The organism is Paraburkholderia sp. GAS448 (genome assembly GCF_050435685.1).
GTDB lineage: Bacteria > Pseudomonadota > Gammaproteobacteria > Burkholderiales > Burkholderiaceae > Paraburkholderia.
Map to the genome: position 1 here is coordinate 53,836 of NZ_JBNDKT010000034.1, position 21,142 is coordinate 74,977.

The 21,142-nt window shown below is 62.4% G+C and carries 14 protein-coding genes; 6 read left to right on the top strand and 8 right to left on the bottom strand.

From position 1 onward, the window contains the following. Positions 1-75 precede the first annotated feature (75 nt). Positions 76-1,002, top strand: a complete 927-nt coding sequence (locus P3T23_RS37560) for an ABC transporter ATP-binding protein (RefSeq protein WP_429321142.1) — start codon at positions 76-78, stop codon at positions 1,000-1,002. Continuing rightward, positions 999-1,760 (top strand): ABC transporter permease, encoded by a 762-nt coding sequence (locus P3T23_RS37565; protein ID WP_429321116.1) that lies wholly within the window; start codon positions 999-1,001, stop codon positions 1,758-1,760. The genes P3T23_RS37560 and P3T23_RS37565 overlap by 4 nt, the downstream gene beginning before the upstream one ends. A 49-nt stretch (positions 1,761-1,809) precedes the next feature. Here P3T23_RS37565 and P3T23_RS37570 read toward each other — a convergent pair whose 3' ends face one another. The 6 genes from P3T23_RS37570 to P3T23_RS37595 form a co-directional block, all read right to left on the bottom strand. Next, positions 1,810-4,284, bottom strand: coding sequence for a beta-galactosidase (locus P3T23_RS37570; protein ID WP_429321117.1), 2,475 nt, complete (start codon positions 4,282-4,284; stop codon positions 1,810-1,812). Then, positions 4,281-6,245, bottom strand: a complete 1,965-nt coding sequence (locus P3T23_RS37575) for a beta-galactosidase (protein WP_429321118.1) — start codon at positions 6,243-6,245, stop codon at positions 4,281-4,283. The genes P3T23_RS37570 and P3T23_RS37575 overlap by 4 nt, the downstream gene beginning before the upstream one ends. A 27-nt stretch (positions 6,246-6,272) precedes the next feature. Then, positions 6,273-7,124, bottom strand: coding sequence for a carbohydrate ABC transporter permease (locus P3T23_RS37580; RefSeq protein WP_429321119.1), 852 nt, complete (start codon positions 7,122-7,124; stop codon positions 6,273-6,275). Positions 7,125-7,143: 19 nt separating this feature from the next. Continuing rightward, a complete protein-coding gene (locus P3T23_RS37585; protein WP_429321120.1) occupies positions 7,144-8,049 on the bottom strand; it encodes a carbohydrate ABC transporter permease in 906 nt (301 codons plus the stop codon). Between the two features lie 82 nt (positions 8,050-8,131). Further along, a complete protein-coding gene (locus P3T23_RS37590; RefSeq protein ID WP_429321143.1) occupies positions 8,132-9,361 on the bottom strand; it encodes an ABC transporter substrate-binding protein in 1,230 nt (409 codons plus the stop codon). A 132-nt stretch (positions 9,362-9,493) separates the two neighbouring features. After that, positions 9,494-10,657, bottom strand: coding sequence for an ABC transporter ATP-binding protein (locus tag P3T23_RS37595; protein WP_429321121.1), 1,164 nt, complete (start codon positions 10,655-10,657; stop codon positions 9,494-9,496). 240 nt (positions 10,658-10,897) lie between these two features. Here P3T23_RS37595 and P3T23_RS37600 point away from each other — a divergent pair, with 240 nt between their 5' ends. The 3 genes from P3T23_RS37600 to P3T23_RS37610 all read left to right on the top strand — a co-directional run bounded on the left by P3T23_RS37600 (position 10,898) and on the right by P3T23_RS37610 (position 16,353). Then, the gene (locus P3T23_RS37600; protein ID WP_429321144.1) at positions 10,898-11,977 is read left to right on the top strand and encodes a LacI family DNA-binding transcriptional regulator; all 1,080 of its coding nucleotides are present in this window, start codon (positions 10,898-10,900) and stop codon (positions 11,975-11,977) included. Between the two features lie 435 nt (positions 11,978-12,412). Next, positions 12,413-13,207 (top strand): substrate-binding periplasmic protein, encoded by a 795-nt coding sequence (locus P3T23_RS37605; protein WP_429321122.1) that lies wholly within the window; start codon positions 12,413-12,415, stop codon positions 13,205-13,207. Beyond that, positions 13,204-16,353 carry a bifunctional diguanylate cyclase/phosphodiesterase gene (locus P3T23_RS37610; protein WP_429321123.1) on the top strand — a complete coding sequence of 1,050 codons (3,150 nt, stop codon included), beginning with the start codon at positions 13,204-13,206 and terminating at the stop codon, positions 16,351-16,353. Before P3T23_RS37605 ends, P3T23_RS37610 begins: the two co-directional genes overlap by 4 nt. Positions 16,354-16,399: 46 nt before the next feature. On the opposite strand, the gene P3T23_RS37615 is transcribed toward P3T23_RS37610, so the two are convergent. After that, positions 16,400-16,648: a hypothetical protein gene (locus P3T23_RS37615; protein ID WP_429321124.1), complete on the bottom strand. Its 249-nt coding sequence runs from the start codon at positions 16,646-16,648 to the stop codon at positions 16,400-16,402. Positions 16,649-17,164: 516 nt separating this feature from the next. Between P3T23_RS37615 and P3T23_RS37620 the strand changes: the two genes are divergently transcribed. Beyond that, on the top strand, positions 17,165-19,918 hold the full coding sequence (locus P3T23_RS37620; protein WP_429321125.1) for a UPF0182 family protein: 2,754 nt from the start codon (positions 17,165-17,167) through the stop codon (positions 19,916-19,918). 54 nt (positions 19,919-19,972) lie between these two features. On the opposite strand, the gene P3T23_RS37625 is transcribed toward P3T23_RS37620, so the two are convergent. Beyond that, positions 19,973-20,938, bottom strand: coding sequence for a LysR family transcriptional regulator (locus P3T23_RS37625; RefSeq protein WP_429321126.1), 966 nt, complete (start codon positions 20,936-20,938; stop codon positions 19,973-19,975). Between the last annotated feature and the right edge of the window lie 204 nt (positions 20,939-21,142).

Below are 21,142 nucleotides of genomic sequence, written 5' to 3' on the forward strand. Positions count from 1 at the left end.
TGGCGCCGGACCCGGACCCGCATGATCGCTTTCGACACATCCAGCTATCCAACTGCTCCTGCTATCGTCTCGTTCATGCAGCCAATCATCTCGGTATCTGACCTTTCGAAAACCTACGCCACGGGTTTTCACGCGCTGAAGCACATCAACCTGAGCATCCGGCGAGGAGAAATCTTCGCGTTGCTAGGGCCGAACGGCGCCGGCAAGACCACGCTCATCAGCATCATCTGCGGGATCGTCAAGGCGTCTGCAGGCAAGGTGGTCGTGGACGGCCACGACATCGTCGCTGACTACCGCGCCGCGCGGACCTTGATCGGTCTCGTGCCGCAGGAACTGACCACCGATGCCTTCGAAACCGTGTGGGCCACGGTGTCATTCAGCCGGGGGCTGTTCGGCAGACGGGCGAACCCCGCGCACATCGAAAAGGTGCTCAGGGACCTGTCGTTGTGGGACAAGCGCAACAACAAGATCATCACGCTTTCGGGCGGCATGAAGCGCCGCGTCCTGATCGCGAAGGCGTTGTCGCATGAACCACAGGTGCTGTTTCTCGACGAACCGACCGCGGGCGTCGATGTCGAGTTGAGGCGCGACATGTGGAATCTGGTGCGCTCGCTCAAGTCCAGCGGCGTGACGATCATCCTGACCACCCACTATATCGACGAAGCCGAAGAGATGGCGGACCGGATCGGCGTGATCAACGGCGGCGAAATCATGCTGGTCGAAGAGAAGCACGAGTTGATGCGCAAGCTCGGCAAGAAGCAGCTGACGCTGCAACTGGAGCGCGCGCTCGAAACCATTCCGTCTCAACTGCTGCCGTGGAAGCTGGAGCCGTCGCCCGACGGCACCGAGCTGACCTATACGTACGATACGCAAGGCGAACGCAGCAGCATCATCGCGCTCCTGAAAGACCTGAACGATTCAGGCATCCGTTTCAAGGATCTTCAGACGACACAGAGTTCTCTTGAAGACATCTTTGTCAGTCTGGTGAGGAAGGATCAATGAACATTCACGCCATCCGCGCCATCTACCGCTTCGAGATGGCCCGCACGTGGCGCACGCTGATGCAAAGCATCATCGCGCCCGTCATCTCGACATCGCTCTATTTCGTCGTGTTCGGTGCGGCGATCGGCTCGCGCATCAAGGAAGTCGACGGCATCAGCTATGGCGCTTTCATCGTGCCTGGCCTGATCATGCTGTCGCTGTTGTCGCAAAGCATTTCCAACGCGTCATTCGGTATCTACTTTCCGCGGTTCACCGGCACGATCTACGAGCTGTTGTCAGCGCCCGTTTCCTACCTGGAGATCGTGGTGAGCTATGTCGGCGCCGCGGCGACCAAATCGATCGCGCTCGGTCTCATCATCCTGGCCACGGCGGGCCTCTTCGTGCCGCTTCAGGTGCTTCATCCGTTCTGGATGATCCTGTTCCTCGTGCTGACGGCGATCACGTTCAGTCTGCTGGGATTCATCATCGGCATCTGGGCCAACAGTTTCGAGAAGCTGCAGCTCGTGCCGCTCCTCATCATCACGCCGCTGACGTTTCTGGGCGGCAGCTTCTATTCCGTCAACATGCTGCCGCCGGTCTGGAAGGTCGTCACGCTATTCAATCCGATCGTCTATCTGGTGAGCGGTTTTCGCTGGAGTTTTTATGGCTTGGCGGATGTGAGCGTCGAAGTCAGTCTCGCCATGACGGCGATGTTTCTTGCGGTGTTTCTCGCGATCGTGGCGTGGATATTCAAGACCGGATACCGGCTGAAGACTTGACGTCGCTGCATGCCTGTCTGGGCATGTGCGTGGAATCCCTCCTGTTTCCTCAACCCGGGCGGCCGATCCGCATCTCGTACTCCGGGATGAGCATTACGCTGTCCAGCGTTGCCACCTGATCCTTTGTTTTTTGACGCGGGTCGAAGCGTTCGTCGAGGTAGACCGGTGCGTCCGCCCGCAATGGCAGCACGGTGAGCGTAAGCGGCACAGCCGGATCGATCGGCACATTGCGCAGCCCGATATTCCACGACAGGCCAGTGTAGAAATCGTCGTCGACCAGATCCGCGCCGCAGAAAAGCCGTCCGACATCGCCCGTGTAGCGGATCGACAGATACGCGTTGCTGAGCCCCTTGGTCGCATCGGCAGGCAAGGTGATGCGCCACGCGGCGGATTTGCCGTACGTTTCGGGCACAGGTTCGACGCTCGCGTTCGCCGGGCCACCGTGGGCGATCGGCGGTACTTCCGCTGCACCGCGTATCTGACTCACAGCGACCGTGCCGGAATGCGGATTCGCATGGGCCGTGTACATCTGGAAAATGCCCGCATCGGGCTGTGCGTCAAGCGGCAAGGTCGATGGCGGCTTCGCGTCGAGCGGCGGATAGACGCCGAAGGCGAACGTCGAATCACCGACCGAGCGCAGCACCAGTTGTCCGTGCGATTCGAACACGGTGGCGTCGGTGATGACGAGGCGGCGCGCGCCTTCGATCGGCACGACCGTCGCACGTTCGGCGTCGCGCTGCGACAGCAGGGCGACCATGAACCGGCGGCCGCTGGCTGTCGTCACGGAAATCGCGTCGCCAGGGCTGAGGTTCACGAGCAGCGCGTCGTCCACCACGCGTACCGGCACATTCTGGCAGCTGTCCGAGGTGATGCTTCTTACGCTGTGCGTCTCGAACGCGAACTCCGACGTAATGCCATCGACAGCACGAAACACCCAGGTGTCGCCCTCGAGCGTGGTGAGCCGCGTCATCGGTTGCGCGCTCGCGTAGCGCAATTGCGCATCGTGCAGAGGCAACGCGACCGGCCACACGAAATACGCCCCCGACGGAATATCGACCGGTTCTGCAGGCAACGTCACCGTTCGGTCCCGCAGTTTTACGGCAAAGCGCACGCCATGCCGAACGGGCAGCGGATGCTGGCGCACGTGGTTATTGAAGAACAGAAAACCCCGTTCGCCATTCGCGCGGACCGAGAACCTCGGCGTGTCGGGATCGTCGGCGGACCGTGGTGTGAGATCGGGCTGACAGACCGCGTACGTCGCCAGCGCCGTGCCCCATTCGTGCAGGAACAGATGCATCGGACGAATCTTGCCCAGCACCGGATGCACCTCGCCATTCGATCCGAGCGGCGCCTGGAAGTCGTAGTTGATGACAGGCAGGTCGTTCCAGCCGCCCGTGGCCGTCGATTCCTGTCCGTGCAGCGGGTGAGGCGGATTGCGTCCGCCATGGAACATGTAATAGCCGTACAGGTTCACACCGGAGCCGAGCTGAACCGGCAACATCGCGCCGATGTCGTCGGGGTCGATGACCGGGCGACGCCGGTACATCGTCGGCACTCCGCCGCCATATTCCGCGCCGAGGAACGGCGTTTCAAGGGCGACAGCGTCGGCGTCGCCGGCCGCCCCGCCTTTGGTCTGCGCGCCGAGGTCGCCGCCGACGCGGCTTGTAAAGCGGAACGCATAGACTTCGTTTGGCGGCGATGCGATGCTCGTCGTTGCCCACGGCAGATCCGGATATCCGCCGAATACCGGCGTGACTTCCCGGTGTGGGAATACCGCGTTGTCCCAGCCGGTCACCGTATAGAGCGGCGTATCGAGGCCGGCGTCGACGGCGAGATGCTTCAGGGTCGCGATATGCGCGGCACCCTGGTTCGGGCCCGTGAGGTTGTACTCGTTTTCGAGTTGCACGCCGATTACCGGACCACCGTCTTTCCAGAGGTTACCTTCGAGCTGCGCGGCGATCTGCCGATAGAACCGCTCGACGTGTGCGAGGTACATGGGATCGTCAGAGCGGGTGGGCATCTGGTTCACGATCCATTCAGGGATGCCGCCATAGCGCACCTCGGCATGCACCCACGGGCCGATGCGCACGAACACCAGCAGGCCCCGTTGCGCGCAGGTCTCGACAAAGCGTTTCAGGTCGCGGCGTCCGCTCCAGTCGAAATGGCCAGCCTGGGCCTCGTGATGGCTCCAGATGATGTACGTAGCGAGGATCTCGATGCCTGCGGACTTGACCTTCGCCAGTTCGTCGTCCCATTGTGCTTCGGGCACGCGCGAGTAGTGGAACTCGCCCATGACGGGTAGCCAGGGTTTGCCGTCGCGTGTCAGATAGCGGCTGTTGATGCCGATCGTGCCGCCGTCTGGATTCGTATCGGTACCCATGCGCAGCGTGCCGCTGCGGGGTGCCTGGGCTGGCTGGCTGGCGTCGACGGTCAGCAGCGTGGCCGTGCCTATCCGGGCCGTGGCCGCACTGCTACCCAGCATGGCCGTGTCCGGCGCGGCCATGCGTTCGACGCGGTTCGTCACGGGTTTTCCCACGCGCAGACGTCGGCTGTGCGAAGCTCTCGGCCGCCGAGCACGAAGCGCGCGTTGGCCGGCGCCGGTGCGCTTGCGATACCCGGCCCGAAGTTGAAGGCGAAGGTCACATTGCCGCGGCGGCGCAGACGAATGCCGTCGGGAAGCGTCGCGACTTCGATGCCGGCGTCGCGCGCGGCGCCTTCGAGCAGCGCACGATGCAGCGCACGGTCGAACCAGGCGCCCGCATAGCGCATCCGGCCGTGGGCGACGACGGCGGGCCAGCCGTCGTCGAAGCTCGCCAGCACTTCGGCTTCAGCGCCAGGCTGCAGATGCTCGCGCCAGTGCACTGCGATTCCAGCAGCGCCGCCAATCGACGTGGCAGGCTGCAGGGTCGGGCGCAGCGATTCGACTTCCAGCACCTGGACGGGCAGCGCAGCTTGCAGCAGGCCGGGTGGCAGCTCGGCCGGAATCGCGAACTCCGCGGTTTTGGACCCACTGCGCGGCCCGAACACCCATTGCGCGGATGATCGCCTGATCGCCTGCACGAGTTCGTCGGTGATCACGGCAAGACTTGGCACGACCACGAGTCTGTATGACGAGAAGTCCGCCTGAGGCGAGACGATGTCCACATCGAGCGACATCTCGCGCAGCGCCTGATAGTACTCAAACGCGAGCGTCTGATAGTCGAAGGTCTTGCCATGACGCTGGATCTCGAACATCCATTGCGTCTCATAGTCGAACACCAGCGCCACTTCAGCGCGCGAGACGGGAGCGAGACCGGAGAGCACTGAAGAGTCCGCAATTTCCTTGGCGGCAAGCGCGACTTCACGGCCTCCGGGCGAAAGCGCGTTATTCGGCAGGTTGAGGCCCGAATGCATCTGTTCCTGCGCATACGGACATTGACGCCAGCGGAAATACGACACCAGCTCCGCACCATGTGCAAACGCCTCGTAGGCCCACAGGCGGACCATGCCGGGCGCGGGCACCGGATTCCACGGCGCCCAGTTCACCGGCCCGGCCTCCTGCTCCATCACCCAGAAGCGCCCGGCGCCGATCGCGCGGTAACGGTCGTGATCGAATGCGGATACATCCGGGTGGCCGGTACGTGCATAGCGGGCCTTGTCTTCCTCCGGTAAGGCGATCACCTCGGTGCGGGCGAGCGGATAGCTGTCCCATGCGGCGACGTCGACGCTGTTGTCTTCAACGAAGCGGTAATGGTCGAAGGTCGTGAAGAAGCCCATGAAGTTGTGCAGGACATCCGCTTCGGGCGCAAAGCGCCGCAGCACCTCGGCCTGCTCGCGATGGAACTGCGCGACCTCATCCGACATGAAACGGCGGAAGTCGAGCAGATGGCTCGGGTTCGCGTCAGTCGGCGTGAGGTTCGGCAGTTCGATGGCGTCGAACGACGCATACTCCATGCTCCAGAACACATTGCCCCACGCGCGGTTCAGCGCGCCGACCGTTTCATGGCGGCGCGCGAGCCACGCGCGAAAGCGCGTGCGCGCAGCGTCCGAATAACTCGGCACGGTGTCGTGACAGCCCAGTTCGTTATCGGTTTGCCACGCGATCACCGCGGGGTGCCGTCCGTAACGTTCGGCCATCGCGGTGACGATGCGCAGGCATTCCCGGCGATAGCGCCCGCTCGATACATCGTAGTGGCGGCGCGAGCCGAAATTCCAGCGTGTGCCGTCGGCGCGCACGGGCAGGATCTCCGGCCAGGCGTCGACCAGCCATTTGGGCGGCGACGCGGTGGGCGTGCCGAGGATGATCCTGAGTCCGGCGGACGCGAGCGTGTCGACGGCCTGGTCGAGCCATTCCCAGGTGTACTCGCCGGCCTTCGGCTCCATCCGGCTCCACGCAAACTCCGCAATGCGCACGTGCGTGATGCCCAGTTCGACCATCCGTCGTGCATCGTCGGCCCACATCGACTGGGGCCACTGTTCGGGGTAGTAGCAAACACCTAGCTGCATCGGGATTCTCTCTTGTTGAATGGGCGATCAGCCCTTGCTGGCACCGAAGGTCAGACCGGCGACGAAGTGCTTCTGCATCGCAAAGAACATCAGCACGGAAGGCAGGGCGGCGAGTACCGAACCGGCAGCGACGAGGTTCCATGCCGTCGTCCACTGACCCTTGAGGGCGGCGACACCGACCGTGATCGGCGCGGCATCGTCGCCCTGCGTGAGACACAGCGCCCAGAAGTAGTCGTTCCACACGAAGGTGAAGACGAGGATGCCCAGCGCGGCCAGCGCCGGACGGATGAGCGGCAGCACGATGCGCGCGTAGACCGTCCATTCGCTTGCGCCTTCCACGCGCGCGGCCTCGATCAATTCGTACGGCAACTGCTTGATGAAGTTGCGCAGGAACAGCGTGCAGAAGCCGGTCTGAAACGACACGTGAAAGATCACCAGCACCCATACGGTGTTGTAGATGCCGACTTTCAGCGCCATGTCGCGCACGGGAATCATCAGGATCTGCACGGGCACGAAGTTTCCGGCGACAAATGCGAACAGCACGGCGGTGTTGCCGCGAAAGCGATAGGTCGCGAGTGCGAAACCCGCCATCGACGCCAGCACGATCGCGCCGATCACGGAAGGCACCGTGATCAGCACGCTGTTGGCGAAGTAGTGGAGCATCGGCGTCTGCGTGAGCGCCGCGCTGTAGTTCTCCCACAGCGCAAAGTGTTTGGGCCAGGTCCAGTAGTCGCCTTGCGAAAGCTCGTCGGACGAGCGTATCGACGTCACCAGCACGGCGAGCATCGGCAGCAGCCACACAATCAGCGCGAGCGGCAACGACGCCTTGTACAGCGCGCGACTGAATGGTTTCCAGCGTTCGACGGGAAGCGGATACATGACGAAAGTCCTCTGTAGATCAGCGTTCTTCACGCAACATGCGGCGCAGGTGGAACACGATGTAGACGAGCATGATGGCGAACAGCACGACCGCAATCGACGCCGAATAGCCTTCGCGGTAATACTTGATGGCCTGGTCGTACATGTAATAGGCGAGCACCGTCGAGCTGTCGAACGGACCGCCTCCGCTCATGACCGCGATCAGGTCGAAGCTGCGCAGCGCGCCGATCACGGTCAGCACGACGGCCATGAAGGTGGCGGGCCGCAGTTGCGGCAGGATGACGTGCCAGAGAAGCCGCACACCTTTCGCGCCTTCCATGCGCGCGGCTTCGACGACTTCCGGATTGATGGCAGTGAGCCCGGTCAGATACAGCACCATGCAGTAAGGCGCCTGTGGCCACAGTGCGGCGAAGACGATGCCGAAGGTGACCGTATGCGGATCGCCCAGCACGGGAATGCCATGCCCGACGATGAGCCGCAGCAGCCCGAACGTCGGATCGTAGAACCAGCTGAACACCAGCCCGACGACGACACCCGACAGCACGAACGGCGCGAAGAACAGCGACTTCACGAGGCGCATACCCTTGATCTGCTGGTTCAGATACAACGCGAACACAAGGCCGAGCGGCGGCGCGAGCAGGAAGAGGGCGAGCCAGATCAGGTTGTTCTTCAATGCGACATAGAAGACATCCGCATGAAACAGTTCGATGTAGTTCGCGAAGCCGACGAAGCTCTTCGGCGTCATGCCATCCCAGTTATAGAAACTGAGCGTGATGCTGCTGATGATCGGATAGATCACGCACAGGCTGAAGAGCGCGCACGCGGGCAACAGGAAGAAAAATGCCGCACGATGCTGCCTGCGCCGGGTTTTCGGCGTACGCCGGCCCCGAGCGGCCGGCAGACTGCGGGCTGCTGAAGTGGACATTCGAATGACCTCGTAAAGTCCGCGCTGAAGCACCTCCCCGGAGCAGGCAGTCCATGCTGCCTGCTCCGGGAGGACGGTGACGTTACTTCTTGTAGATGCGCTTGCGCGTCGCTTCGAGTCGATCGAGCAGGGCGTCGAGTTGCGACGGATCGCTATAGAACTGCTGCATCGCCTTCATGCCTTCGTCGGCCATTTCTTTCGTCATGTCGCGATCGTAGAACTGCGCGATACCGCCGGTGGTATTGGCAAGCGTCTGGAAGCCGACCTTCGAGATTGGATCGTCGGGTTCCTCCGCCTTGCTGTTCGACGGCAGCTGGCCCCAGCCGCGGGCGAGATCCGCGTTGATTTCAGGCGACTCCATGAAGGCGAGCAGGCGCCGCGCGTCGGCCTTGTTTTTCGCCTTTGCCGGGATCAGCAACACGTTCACCGGACCGTCTTCGGCAGTCGGCACGTTGGCGTCGACGACCGGGAAGCGGAAGAAGCCGATTTGCGGCTTGATCGATTCCGGAATGCTCGCCGAGAAGAACGTGCCCATGAGCATCATCGCGGCCTTGCCGTTCACGAGGAACGGTGCAATCGAGTCGAGATCGTAGGAGAGGGCGTTGTCGATGTAGTAGTGGTCGTCCATCAGCGTCTTCCACGCCGTGTAGACCTTCTTCACGCGCGGATCCGTGTACGGGATTTCGCCCGCCATCAGCTTCTGGTGAAAGGCGTTGCCGTTGATGCGCAGATCGAGGTAGTCGAACCATGCGGCGAGCGTCCAGCTGTCGCGCGCGGCGACCGCGATCGGTGCGACGCCGCTGGCCTTCAGCTTCTTCGCGGCGTCGAGGAACTCGTCCCACGTCTTCGGCTCGCCCTTGATGCCGGCCTTCTCGAACAGGTCCTTGCGATAGAAGAAGCCGTACGCGTCATAGCCAAGCGGCGCCGCATACTGCTTGCCCTTGTACGTCGACGCTTCCTTCACCGACGCGTATTGCTGGTTCCAGCCGTCCTTGTTCCAGTCGGACGACAGATCTTCCAGCAGGCCACGTTGTGCGTAGTACGCCATGCGCTCACCATCGTGCCAGGAGACGATGTCAGGCGGATCGGTCGCGAGCCAGCCGCCCATCTGCACCTTGTACGCTTCCTCGGTGATGTAGGTCACTTTCAGGTCGACGTCGGGGTTGGCCTTCTTGAACTTGTCGAAGGCGTCCTGCCACGTCGAGCGCTGGTTACCGCGCGCGGACACGTTGATGTTCAACTGCCCGGCTTCGGCGCTCACTCCCGACAGCAGGGCGGCGACTACCGCGACGGCGGCGGATACGCGGGCCACGGTACGGACAGGCCGGCAGTGTGTAAGGCGGCTAATGCGGCTTGAGTTCACTTGCTGTCTCCTTTGACTACGTTGTGTGCCGGCCGCGTGCTGCGGACGGGTGATCCTGCCAGCTCTGCGGCTGGCGTCCTTTCATGCAACCTTCTCGTACCCTGCGGCCCGCTCCGGCAGTGCCGGTTCGGTCACGGTGCGTTCCAGCGCGATGCCGTCGGCGTCGAACAGATGACAGGCATCGGCGGGAATGCGCAGCGTGATGCGTTCGCCAGACCGCGCCGCCGCGTCGCCGGGTGCCTTGGCAACCAGGGCGCCGCCTGCGTAGTCCACGTGAATGTAGCTGTGTTCACCAAGCTGTTCGGTCAGTGTGGCGACACCACGGATCGCCTGGCCTTCGCCGCCGGTGCGCACGTGTTCCGGACGAATTCCGAGTGTCACTGGCTGGCCGCGCACAAGACGTATGCCGTCGACGTTGACTGCAAGCGTTTCCTCGCTTTGCAGGAGCTTGACGATGACGCGGCCCGACTGGATCGCGTCGACCGTTGCGTCGATGAAATTCATCCGCGGCGAGCCAATGAAACCGGCGACAAAGCGTGAACGCGGACGATGATATAGCTCGAGCGGCGCGCCGACCTGCGCGATGCTGCCGAAGCGCTGCGTATCGGCGCCCGCGTGCAGCAGGACGATCCGGTCGGCGAGCGTCATGGCTTCGACCTGGTCGTGCGTCACATAGACGACGCTCGCCTGCGGGAAACGCTGATGCAGCCGCGCGATTTCGATGCGCGTCTGGCCACGCAGCGCAGCGTCGAGATTGGATAGCGGCTCGTCGAACAGAAACACGCCGGGCTCGCGCACGATTGCGCGGCCGATCGCCACGCGTTGGCGCTGTCCGCCCGAGAGCGCTTTCGGATGACGATCGAGCAGGGCGTCGAGCTGCAAGGTGCGCGCGGCGTCGCGCACCTTGCGATCGATCACGTCTTTGGGCGTTTTGGCGAGGCGCAACCCGAAGGCCACGTTCTCGAAAACGGTCATGTGCGGAAAGAGCGCGTAGCTCTGGAACACCATCGCCACCCCGCGCTCCGCCGAGGGGACGCCATTCATCAACTGGCCGCCGATATGCAGTTCGCCTTCGCTCAGATCTTCGAGGCCGGCGATGATCCGCAGCAGCGTGGATTTCCCGCAGCCCGACGGTCCGAGGAAAACGCAGAACTCGTGTTCGGCGATCTCCAGATTCAGTTGCCGGATCACCGGCGAGTGATTGCCGTAGGATTTCTGAACATGCGTGAGACTGATTGCAGACATCGTTCCGCTCCTCGATTTAAGCGCTTAAATCTGACTGAAAAAAAATGCCGGAAGGCTTGCGCGGCGGGGATTTAAGCGCTTAAATTCGAGAGCACGATTTGAAGTCACGATGCTTGTCTCCTGGATATTTGTCATGAAACTTAGCAAAGCCTCCCTCGGCTACGCAACATCTGGTTGTACTTCCCTGAATGTGGGATGTTGTGTCAAACCGAACTGCGCGTTTTCCCGGATGCGGTCGTCATGGTGACGCTGAGCGAGGTGGCGCGCCGTGCGAAAGTCACGGCGGCGACCGTATCGAACGTGCTGCGCAACCGTGAGAAGGTTCGTCCGGAAACTGCGGAGCGCGTGCTGAGCGCGATCCGCGAACTGGGCTACCGGCCGAACCTGAACGCCCGGGCGCTTGCCGAAGGGCGGTCGTCGACGCTTGCGTTGATGCTCTCGAATATCGCGAACCCGTTCTATCCGGAGTTCGTACTCGCGGCCGAAAGGGCAGCGCGCCGCGAGGGCTATTTCCTGATGGTCTGCAACACCGACGACGACGCCGAGATCGGCCGTGCGTATCTCACGCAGATCGCCGGTACGCTCGCCGAAGGCGTGCTCGTGCTGAACACCGACATCGCGATCAATGAGTTATGCGAATCGGCTGCGGTCGGCGCGCCGATCGTGCTCAGCCTGTGGGAACACCCCGAGGCACCGCCGGCCATGCCCTGTGTCGCCGTCGACTTCGCTCATGCGGGCGCGCTTGCGGCGGAGCATCTGCTGGAACTCGGGCATCGCGACATCGGCATGCTGGTCGGCGATGGCTGCGGCGGTTTGCAGGACGCCCGGGCGATGGGGTTTCGCGAAGTCATCCGGGCTGCGGGCATCGAGCCGGACAACGCGGCCGTACTGGAGATCCGCGATACGATCGACGCCGGTTATGCGGCATGCATGCAATTGCTGGCGAACGCCCCCGGCCTGACGGCCATCTTTGCAACCAACGACCTGCTTGCGATTGGCGCGATCCAGGCGCTGACGACGTTGGGCCGGCGCGTACCCGAGGATGTGTCGGTGATCGGCATCACGGACATCCAGCTCGCGCACCAGGTTCGTCCGGCGCTGACCACGGTCGCGATCAACACGACTGCGATCGCCGACCTGTCTATCGAGTTGTTGATCAGGCTGATGCAGAAGGGCAGCGCTGAAGCGTCGCCCGTCATGGTGCTGGGGCCGCCACCGACGCTCGTCGTGAGGGAGTCCACGTGCCGGAATGCGAAGGCGGGGACGAAAGCAGGGACGAAGATCAGCAAAAAGGCGAAGACAAAAGTGAAGACGTTCTGAGGCAGCCAGGGTATTTTCACGTTGAGGCGTTCGTCGGACGCAGCCGGAGGCCGACGGCACCTTTCGACAGGAGCCGCACGCGGCTGCCTTACCTTACAAATGCGGGATTCCGATGACTTTGTCGCGCGCGTGACCGACAATCGTATCCGGCCGGCAGCGCGTTGCGGCATGCTTTCGTTTGCTCGAGAAAAATCTTTGAAAACGGTGCAAATATCCCTCAAGAACTTCCTGGTGCTGCCGTAAAAGCGCTTAGTGCATTTGCGCGCGGGAACTTCTGATCTCCTGCGCGCGCAGATGCGAGCCGGGCATCGGTGCAACATGTCCGCCTTGTAATGCCGTCTTCAAACTGACCACATGGCTGGACGTGTAGTCAACATGGTTGTCGATAGAAAAGACTGTCGTTGTTGAGTCACCTTTTATTGCACTGGAGACACTGTGATACGACACGCACTTGGCGGCTTGCTCCTGACGCTGTGCTGCCTGGGCACGGCCGTCGCGAGCGGTCCTGATTGCTCACGACCGTTTACGCTCGCGCTGCACGATCACGGCCTGCTTTATTCGCTCGACACCGACACCGGCATCGACAAGGACTTCGCCGACGAACTGATCCGCCGCAGCGGCTGCGAGGTCAGGGTGAGTCTCATGTCGCGCGCGCGCATCTGGAAACTGATCGAATCCGGCGCGCTCGATTTCAGCCTGTCCGGTATCGCGAACGCCGAGCGCAATCGGTACGCCTCCTTCGCCTGGTACTTCAGCAATAAATACTATCTGCTGGTGCGCAAGGATTCCGGCATACGCCAGCTGTCCGACTTCGAACACAACGACCAGTTTCAGCTTGGTGTCATCCGCAGTTTCCGTTATAGCGACTCGGCTAACCAGCTGGTGGACACACTCGCGGCCGCCAACCGAGTGAGCCAGGCTGGCGGCCTTGAACCCCTGTATGAAGCGCTCATCCTGCAGCGCATCCAGGGCATGATCATTGAACCCTTCGACTACCCGGCGATCGACGCAAAGAGGATTCGCGACGTCACCACGATCGTCGAGTTCAACGACCCCGCGGTGCCGCACGGTCTCATCATGTCGAAGAAGGCGCTGTCGCCCGCGGAGCAGCAGAAGTGGCGCGACCTGGTGAATGAGATGCGCGCGGATGGCACCGTGCGGCGGATCTTCGAGAAATATTTCAAACCCGACCTGGCCGATTCCATGGTCGATTTCCCGACGCCGCCGTGAGCTGGGTGCGTCTTGTCCTGCTGCCTGCACTGATCCTGTCCGCCGGGCTCGGCGTGACGTGGACAGTCTGGGATCACGAACGGCAGGCCTCACGGCGTGAAGTGCTCTCCCAGTTCGACTCCGCGCTGGGCGACGCCGTCAGCCGCATCGAACAGCGGATGGCGACCTACGAGCAGATGCTGCGGGGCGTGCAGGCCATGTTCGTCGCGACGGGCACGCTGGATCGCGACAAATTCCGCGAGTACGTTCGCGCGATCAACCTCGACGCGAACTTTTCCGGCATCCAGGGGCTCGCCGTCGTCCAGTGGGTGCCCGCGGCCGACAGGGACGCCCATGTCGCCGCGATGCGCCAGCTGGGTTTGACCCACTACACCATCCGGCCCAACGGGCTGCGCGAAGACTACGCCCCGATCGTCCAGCGCGAACCGTACGTGGGCGGGAGTCGTTCGGTGCTCGGCTTCGACGTCTGGGCGAGCCCGGTGCGGCGGCAAGCCATGGAGGAGTCCCGCGACGCCGGGATGGCGATCGTGTCCGGGAAGGTTCAACTGGCTGTGGACACCGGAGAGGATGCGCAACCCGGTTTCGTGATGTACCTGCCGGTGTATGCGCGAGGCGAGCCGCTGGACACCGTCGCCCAGCGCCGGGCGCACCTGCTCGGCTGGGTCTCCGCTTCATTCCGCATGCGGGACGTGATCGCAAGTCTCTATGGCGAGCAACCGGCCGGACTCTCCCTGACGATCTATGACGGGGTCCAGCCGTCGGCGGCGGCGCTCCTGTATCACTCGTCCGGCGCCAAAGGACAGCACCCGGATTCAACCGTTTCGGCGAGCGAGTATCTGGTCGTGAACGGGCATAACTGGATGCTCTCCATGACTGCCCACAACGATTTCAAGACCCGCTTCGGCCGCAACGCCGAAACGCTGATTGCCTGCACCGGCACGGGCCTCAGTCTGTTGCTGGCGCTGCTGGCCTGGGTCATGGTGACCGGTCGCAGCCGTGCCATGCGGCTCGCCTCGAAAATGACCAGCGAGCTGCGCGAGAGCGAGGAGAAATTCCGCGCGATCGCCGACTGCACGGTCAATCTGGAGGTCTGGTGGGGGCTGGACGGCAAGCCCCGCTGGATCAATCCGTCCGTGGAGGAGTACACCGGCTATACCGTGGACGAGTGCATGGCCATGCCCGACTTCGCCGGCACGCTGATCCACGCCGAAGACCGGCCGCGTGTCGTGCCTGAGCTTCTGAAGGGGCTTCAGGGTTTGCGTGGCGACGATCTTGAGTTTCGTTGTGTTCGCAAGGATGGCTCGCTCGTCTGGTTTTCCGTCTCATGGGTTCCCATCCACGATGCGAGGGGCGTATTCACGGGTATCCGGACCAGCGGGCGTGACATTACCGAGCGCAAACAGGTCGAGGCCGAGCTTCGCATCGCCGCAGTCGCGTTCGACTCGCTGGAAGGCATGATGGTCACCGATGCGAACGGCACGATCCTGCGCGTCAATTCGGCCTTCACCGAATGTACCGGCTACACCGCCGACGAGGTGGTGGGCCGCACGCCGCGAATACTGCAGTCGGGTTATCACGACGCGGCTTTCTTCCGTGAGATGTGGAATTCGATTCACCGTGTGGGCGGCTGGCAGGGCGAAATCTGGGACCGTCGCAAGAATGGCGAGGTTTATCCGAAATGGCTCACCATCGCCGCGGTGACCGGGAGCGACGGCGCGGTGACGCACTATGTCGGCACGCATCACGACATTACCGAACGCAAGATTGCCGAAGAGCGAATCAAGGAGCTGGCCTTTTTCGATGCCTTGACCCGTCTGCCTAACCGCACGCTGCTGGCGGATCGTCTGAAGCAGGCCATTGCGGTCAGTGCCCAGAGCGAAGCCTCCGGCGCCCTGCTGTTCATCGATCTCGACAACTTCAAGACGCTCAACGATACGCTCGGCCACGACAAGGGAGACCTCCTGCTGCAGCAGGTGGCGCACCGGCTCTCGGAGAGCGTGCGTGAGGGTGACACGGTAGCGCGAGTAGGGGGCGACGAGTTCGTCGTCGTGCTGGGGAGCTTGAGCGAAAACCGGCAGGAAGCGGCCGGCCAGACTGAAGCGATGAGCGAAAAAATCCTTGCCGTGCTCGGCAGGAGCTATCAACTCGATGGCGTCGAATATCGCAGCACCGCGAGTATTGGCGCGACCGTCTTTAGCGGGCATCAGGCTTCCATCGACGAACTCCTGAAGCAGGCCGACCTTGCCATGTACAAGTCCAAGGAGAGAGGGCGCAACGCGATGTGCTTCTTCGATCCGGCGATGCAGACCGTGGTGGTGGAGCGCGCCGCTCTGGAGGCGGGGTTGCGCAAGGCGATCGACGAAAATCAGTTTCTGCTGCATTACCAGGCACAGGTGACAGCCTGCAATACCGTAACGGGCGCCGAAGCACTCGTGCGTTGGCAGCATCCCGAGCGTGGGCTCGTAGCGCCTGCCGACTTCATTCCTCTCGCCGAAGAAACCGGATTGATCCTCGCGCTTGGAAACAAGGTGCTGGAGACCGCCTGTCTTCAACTCGCGCGATGGGCGGGCCAGCCGGAAATGGCGCACCTGACGATCGCGGTCAATGTCAGCGTTCACCAGTTTCGTGAGCCTGATTTTGTCGACAAGGTGCTGGCTGTCATCAGCCGGACGGGGGCCAACCCGAGCAGGCTCAAGCTGGAATTGACCGAGAGCGTGCTCGTCGACAATGTGCTCGATATCACCGGGAAGATGCGTGCGCTCAAGGCCACCGGGGTGGTCTTCTCACTGGACGATTTCGGTATCGGATATTCGTCGCTTTCCTATCTGAAGCGTTTGCCGCTGGATCAGTTGAAGATCGATCGCTCGTTTGTGCGTGACATTCTCGTGGATCCGAACGATGCCGTGATCGCCAGAACGATCGTGGCGCTTGGCCAGAGTCTCGGTCTGGAGGTGATCGCCGAGGGCGTCGAGACCGAGGCTCAGCGAAACCTGCTCGCTGAGTCGGGATGTTATGCGTATCAGGGTTATTACTTCTGCCGGCCGCTGCCTGTCGAGGGCTTTGAGGCGTTTGTGAGCAGGTTTGATTCCGGGCGACGGATTTGTTCTGAGCTGTCGGGGCAGGAGCAGGGTTGGACGGTTGAGTGAGATCGGGGTGGCCAGGTCTGCTGCTTTGCCGGGATCGTGACGCAGATCAGGCGGCGAGCCGATAACCCGTCATCGACGGTCGTGCGATCCGGGCCGGAAATACGCGCCAGCAGCCGTCATCGTGCCGAAAGAAAAAGATTGCATGCGAGCCGGTCGGAGCCGATGCCTCGACGTGTACGTAGCGCCGGCTGTCTCCTTGCATACGACCAAACTGGACTACCCGGATCCGCGCCAGTGGAGTGGGTGCAAGCCACTTTTCGACCAGATAGTGCAGGGACTTCTCGGCGGTGTTCATGACACTCCCCTTCGACCTCACCTCCCCTGACTACGCTGTCGGCGGTTCGACTACGGCGACCGAGGCGCGGTGTGAGGGGACGATTAGAGAGTAGGGCGGAAGAACGATCTGCGATAGTTAATGTTTTTTACAATAACAATAAACTAAAGGTTATGTATCTGGCGGGTGAGTTTGCGCCGTGCGGAGCGATCATGAACGGCTGGTTGCGCACGGTAGCCTGCCCTTGACCATGAGTCGCTCGCCTGAGATCCATCGCCCAACCAGCGGCGTTCGGGACACAGTCATTCGCGATCTAACGTCGGATAGCACGCCGATCGATTCTGACTGACCGGACTACAATCATTCAACTGGCCTGAACCTGCCTCATCCGGGCTCGCCTCGCGCAGGTCGTTGAGTACCTGTCGGTGGGCTATCAGGGTTGCGTCAACAACCGTTCGGCCGTGCTCCGGGCAGGTCAGCGGTGCGCAATGATCCGGCCGCAGCAGAGTATGTGACGGGCCAGCAAAGGAGGGGGCGATGCGATCGGAAGCGAGGTCCGGCGTGCGCCTGAGACGTTATGCAATCGCGGCTGCGGCCGCCATCGCCTGTCTCATTGTCGTCGGGCGTATCACAGGCATTCTGGTCGACTGGCTGTGGTTCTCTTCGATCGGCTATGTCGGGGTCTTCTGGACGGTCCTTTTCGCCAGGGCGCTGCTGTTTGTCGCCGTGTTCGCTGCCTCGGCGGGCGCGATTGGGGTGTCGGGGTTGCTGGCGCATCGTTACGCGAGGGCTGTCTATACCTCGCAAGCGGGAGTGCGTAGTTTGTCGGTCGTGACGGAAGTCAGCGGCGATCTGGCCGAACTGGTGGCGCCGCGCGTCCCCTGGCGCTCCAGTATCACCGGCGCCGCTGTCATCTTTGGGCTGATTATCGCCGCCAGCGAAATCTCAAACTGGGACATCGCGCTTCGCTTCCTTCAGCAGGTACCTTATGGCGAGCGCGATCCGATCTTCGGCAGGGACATCGGTTTCTATCTCTTCTCACTGCCCGTGTATGTCGCGCTCAAGAACTGGCTGCTGCGAGTGCTCTTCTGCAGTGCGATCGTGGCAACTGCGGTCTATGGGTTGCGCGGCGACATCGGGCTAGAGCGGCCGCCACGCAGGCTCTCGCCCGCCGCGGCCACTCATGGCTCGGCACTGCTCGGTTTGTTCTTTGTGCTGAAGGCCTGGTCTTATTGGCTCGACCGCTTTCTGCTGCTTTACGGCGATAACGGCGTCGTGGTGGGCGCCAGCTATACCGATGTCCACGTCGAATTGCCGGTCCTGTGGATACTCGTCGGCCTTGCGGCTGCCTCATCCGTCGCCATGTGGGCCAATATGCGCACGCGGAGCTATCGACTGCCTGCCGCCCTTGCGCTGCTCGTGTTCGGCAGTTCGTTTGTGTTCGCGCTGATCTATCCGGCGCTGTTTCAGCGCTTCTATGTCAAACCGAGCGAACTGCGCCTCGAGACGCCCTATATCGAACACAATATCGCGCTGACGCGACAGGCTTACGGCCTCGCGCAGATTGCGGTCAGCCCGTTTGCGGCCGAGCAGGGGCTGACTCTCGCCTCGCTTGAAGCCAATCGCGCGACCATCGACAACATCCGCCTGTGGGATGTGCAGCCGCTGCTGGATACCTATGCACAGTTGCAGGAGATCCGGACTTACTACAAATTTCTCTCCGTAGACATCGATCGCTACGGGCTTGACTCCGGTTACAGGCAGGTGATGCTGTCGGCGCGGGAACTGGAGCCGGCAATGCTTCCGCCCAACGCCCAGACCTGGGTGAACCTGCATCTCATCTTCACTCATGGTAATGGCGTCGTGATGTCGCCGGTCACCGAGAAATCCGCCGAAGGCTTGCCTTCCTTCTATCTGCAGGATATCCCGCCCGTCGCCAAAGGCGGCCCGACCATCCACGAACCGCGCCTCTATTTTGGTGGAGGCAATCCGGGCTACGTCATCGTGAAGGGCAGCGTGCCCGAATTCGACTATCCCAAAGGGGCGGACAACGTCTACAGCACTTACAGCGGGCGCGACGGCGTTACTATCGGCGGCATGGCGCGACGCAGCCTCTTCGCCTGGGAGTTCGACGATCCCAACATCCTGCTTAGCGGCTATATCACGGACGAAAGCCGGATCCTGCTTCACCGTAACATTCAGGAGCGCGTGCGCACGATCGCGCCGTTCCTTAGCCTCGACCGTGACCCGTATATCGTCGCGAGCGACGGGCGCCTGTTCTGGATGCAGGACGCGTACACCACGAGCCAGTGGTTTCCTTACGCCCAGCCTGGTTTCGCCGACGGCGCCAATTACATCCGCAACGCGGTCAAGATTGTGGTCGACGCGTACAACGGCACGGTCGACTTCTACGTCAGCGATCCCACCGATCCGATCCTGCGGACATACGAGCGCATCTTTCCGGGTTTGTTCAAGCCTTTGGATGCGATGCCACAGGCGCTCCGGCAGCATATCCGCTACCCCGAAGATCTGTTCCTGATCCAGGCGAAACTGTATCGCACCTACCATATGGATGCGCCGGAAGTCTTCTACAACCGCGAGGACCTGTGGCAGTTCCCCCGGGAACTGGCCGGTATAGATGGTGGGAACGCCGCCAGCACGATGCCGCCGTACTACATGATCATGCGACTGCCCGGGGACGCGCACGCCGGATTCGTCCTCATGCTGCCGATGGTGCCGAGCCAGCGCGAGAACATGATTGCCTGGCTGGCGGCGCGTTGCGATCCTGCGGGGTACGGCAAGCTCATCGTCTACACCTTCCCGAAGGACAGGCTGGTCTTTGGGCCGTTTCAGATCGAAGCACGCATTCAGCAGAATACCGAGATCTCGCAGCAGATCTCGCTGTGGAACCAGATGGGCTCACGCGTGATTCGCGGTCATCTTGTGGTTGTGCCGATCGAGAACTCGATCCTCTATGTGTCCCCGCTCTATTTGCGTGCGGCGTCCGGCCAGTTGCCCGAGTTGAAGCGGGTGATCGCCGCCTATGGTGACCGGGTGGTGATGGAGGAAACCTTGGGCGAAGCCCTCGCGGCGCTCTTCAGGGAGACCGCGCGAGCGGCATCGCCGGCCCAGGGCACGGCGGACGCGCGCGCCCGCGAGGCACTGGCCCACTATGACCGCGCCATCGAGCGGCTGAAGGCGGGAGACTGGACAGGCTTCGGCTCGGAACTTGATGCTCTCCGGCCGTTGCTCGATGCGCTCGGTGCTGGCCGTCCCGCGGACCAGAAGTGACCTGGGTGAAAATTAAAGCGTGTCCATTCAACGCGATGGTTCAATGCTCCGCACTCAGGCCGGTTCGTCCGACTCGATCCCACGCAGAATCCAGCGCACTTGCGACAGATCATGACTCACGTGCCGCGCCGTCTCGAACAGTTCCGCGAGCCAGTCGACGAACGCACGCACGCGCGGCGGAACGCCGCGATGACGCAGATACGCGACCGACACCGGCATCGCCGCGGGCCTGTAGCGCGGCAGGACTTCGCGCAGCCGACCCGAGTCGAGGTACGGTTGCGCGAGCGCCCGCGATGGCTGGATCAGCCCGTGCCCGCGCAGTCCGCATTCGAGATATGCATGCTCGTCGCTGACCTGCACGAAGCCTCCGAGCGGCACATTGATCGTGTCGCCGTCGACCTGAAAATCGAAGTCCGCCGCGCGCCCCGTCTGCGCGCACATGCAGTTCACCGCGACGTGACCGGTCAGCTCGTCGAGCCGCAGCGGCATGCCGTGCCGCGCGAGATAGAGCGGGCTCGCGCAGGTCACATGTTCGAGCGCGCCGAGCCGGCGGGCGGCGAGGCCCGAATCGGGCAATGCTCCAATCAGGATGCAGCAATCGATCGCTTCGCCAACCAGATCGACCTGCCGGTTGCTGACACCGAACTCGAGCACGATATGCTCGTAGCGCGCGTGAAAGTCGTCGAGCGCCGGAAACACGATCGCGTTCGCGACCGCCGCCGGCATCTCGACACGCAATCGCCCGTGCGGCTGGTCGTGCGGATGCCGCAGGCTCGCCTCGATGTCGTCGATATCCGCGAGAATCTGCACGCAACGCTCGTAATACGCGGCGCCCTCGGCAGTCAGATTGAGCCGGCGCGTGGTGCGCACGAGCAGCTGGATGCCGAGCATTGCCTCGAGACTCTGCACCAGCGTTGTCGCATTTGCGCGCGGTATTCCGAGCGACTGCGCGGCGCGGGTAAAGCTGTTGGTGTCGACGATGCGCACGAAGGTCCGCATCGCCATGATGCGGTCCATCACGGGCGTTTCTCCTGTGGATCTGGAGGCATTGCGGGCGCTGTCTGCGCGCAATGCCGATGCCTGTTTGCAGCGCTCTCATCCTGGGCGCCGCCACGCTACCCGGAAATATCCGAGGCCCCGGATTATTTGCCTGCTCCTCTTGTGCGGGCGCAAAGAACGTCGTTTGGGGCCGGTTTCTCGATGGCACAACACCTGCCGTGTCAC

Bases quoted from the DNA above. Each gene is read 5' to 3' on its own strand.
- P3T23_RS37585 (WP_429321120.1), bottom strand. From the start codon at position 8,049: ATGTCCACTTCAGCAGCCCGCAGTCTGCCGGCCGCTCGGGGCCGGCGT.
- P3T23_RS37565 (WP_429321116.1), top strand. From the start codon at position 999: ATGAACATTCACGCCATCCGCGCCATCTACCGCTTCGAGATGGCCCGC.
- P3T23_RS37600 (WP_429321144.1), top strand. From the start codon at position 10,898: ATGGTGACGCTGAGCGAGGTGGCGCGCCGTGCGAAAGTCACGGCGGCG.
- P3T23_RS37615 (WP_429321124.1), bottom strand. From the start codon at position 16,648: ATGAACACCGCCGAGAAGTCCCTGCACTATCTGGTCGAAAAGTGGCTT.
- P3T23_RS37595 (WP_429321121.1), bottom strand. From the start codon at position 10,657: ATGTCTGCAATCAGTCTCACGCATGTTCAGAAATCCTACGGCAATCAC.
- P3T23_RS37620 (WP_429321125.1), top strand. From the start codon at position 17,165: ATGCGATCGGAAGCGAGGTCCGGCGTGCGCCTGAGACGTTATGCAATC.
- P3T23_RS37580 (WP_429321119.1), bottom strand. From the start codon at position 7,124: ATGTATCCGCTTCCCGTCGAACGCTGGAAACCATTCAGTCGCGCGCTG.
- P3T23_RS37560 (WP_429321142.1), top strand. From the start codon at position 76: ATGCAGCCAATCATCTCGGTATCTGACCTTTCGAAAACCTACGCCACG.
- P3T23_RS37575 (WP_429321118.1), bottom strand. From the start codon at position 6,245: ATGCAGCTAGGTGTTTGCTACTACCCCGAACAGTGGCCCCAGTCGATG.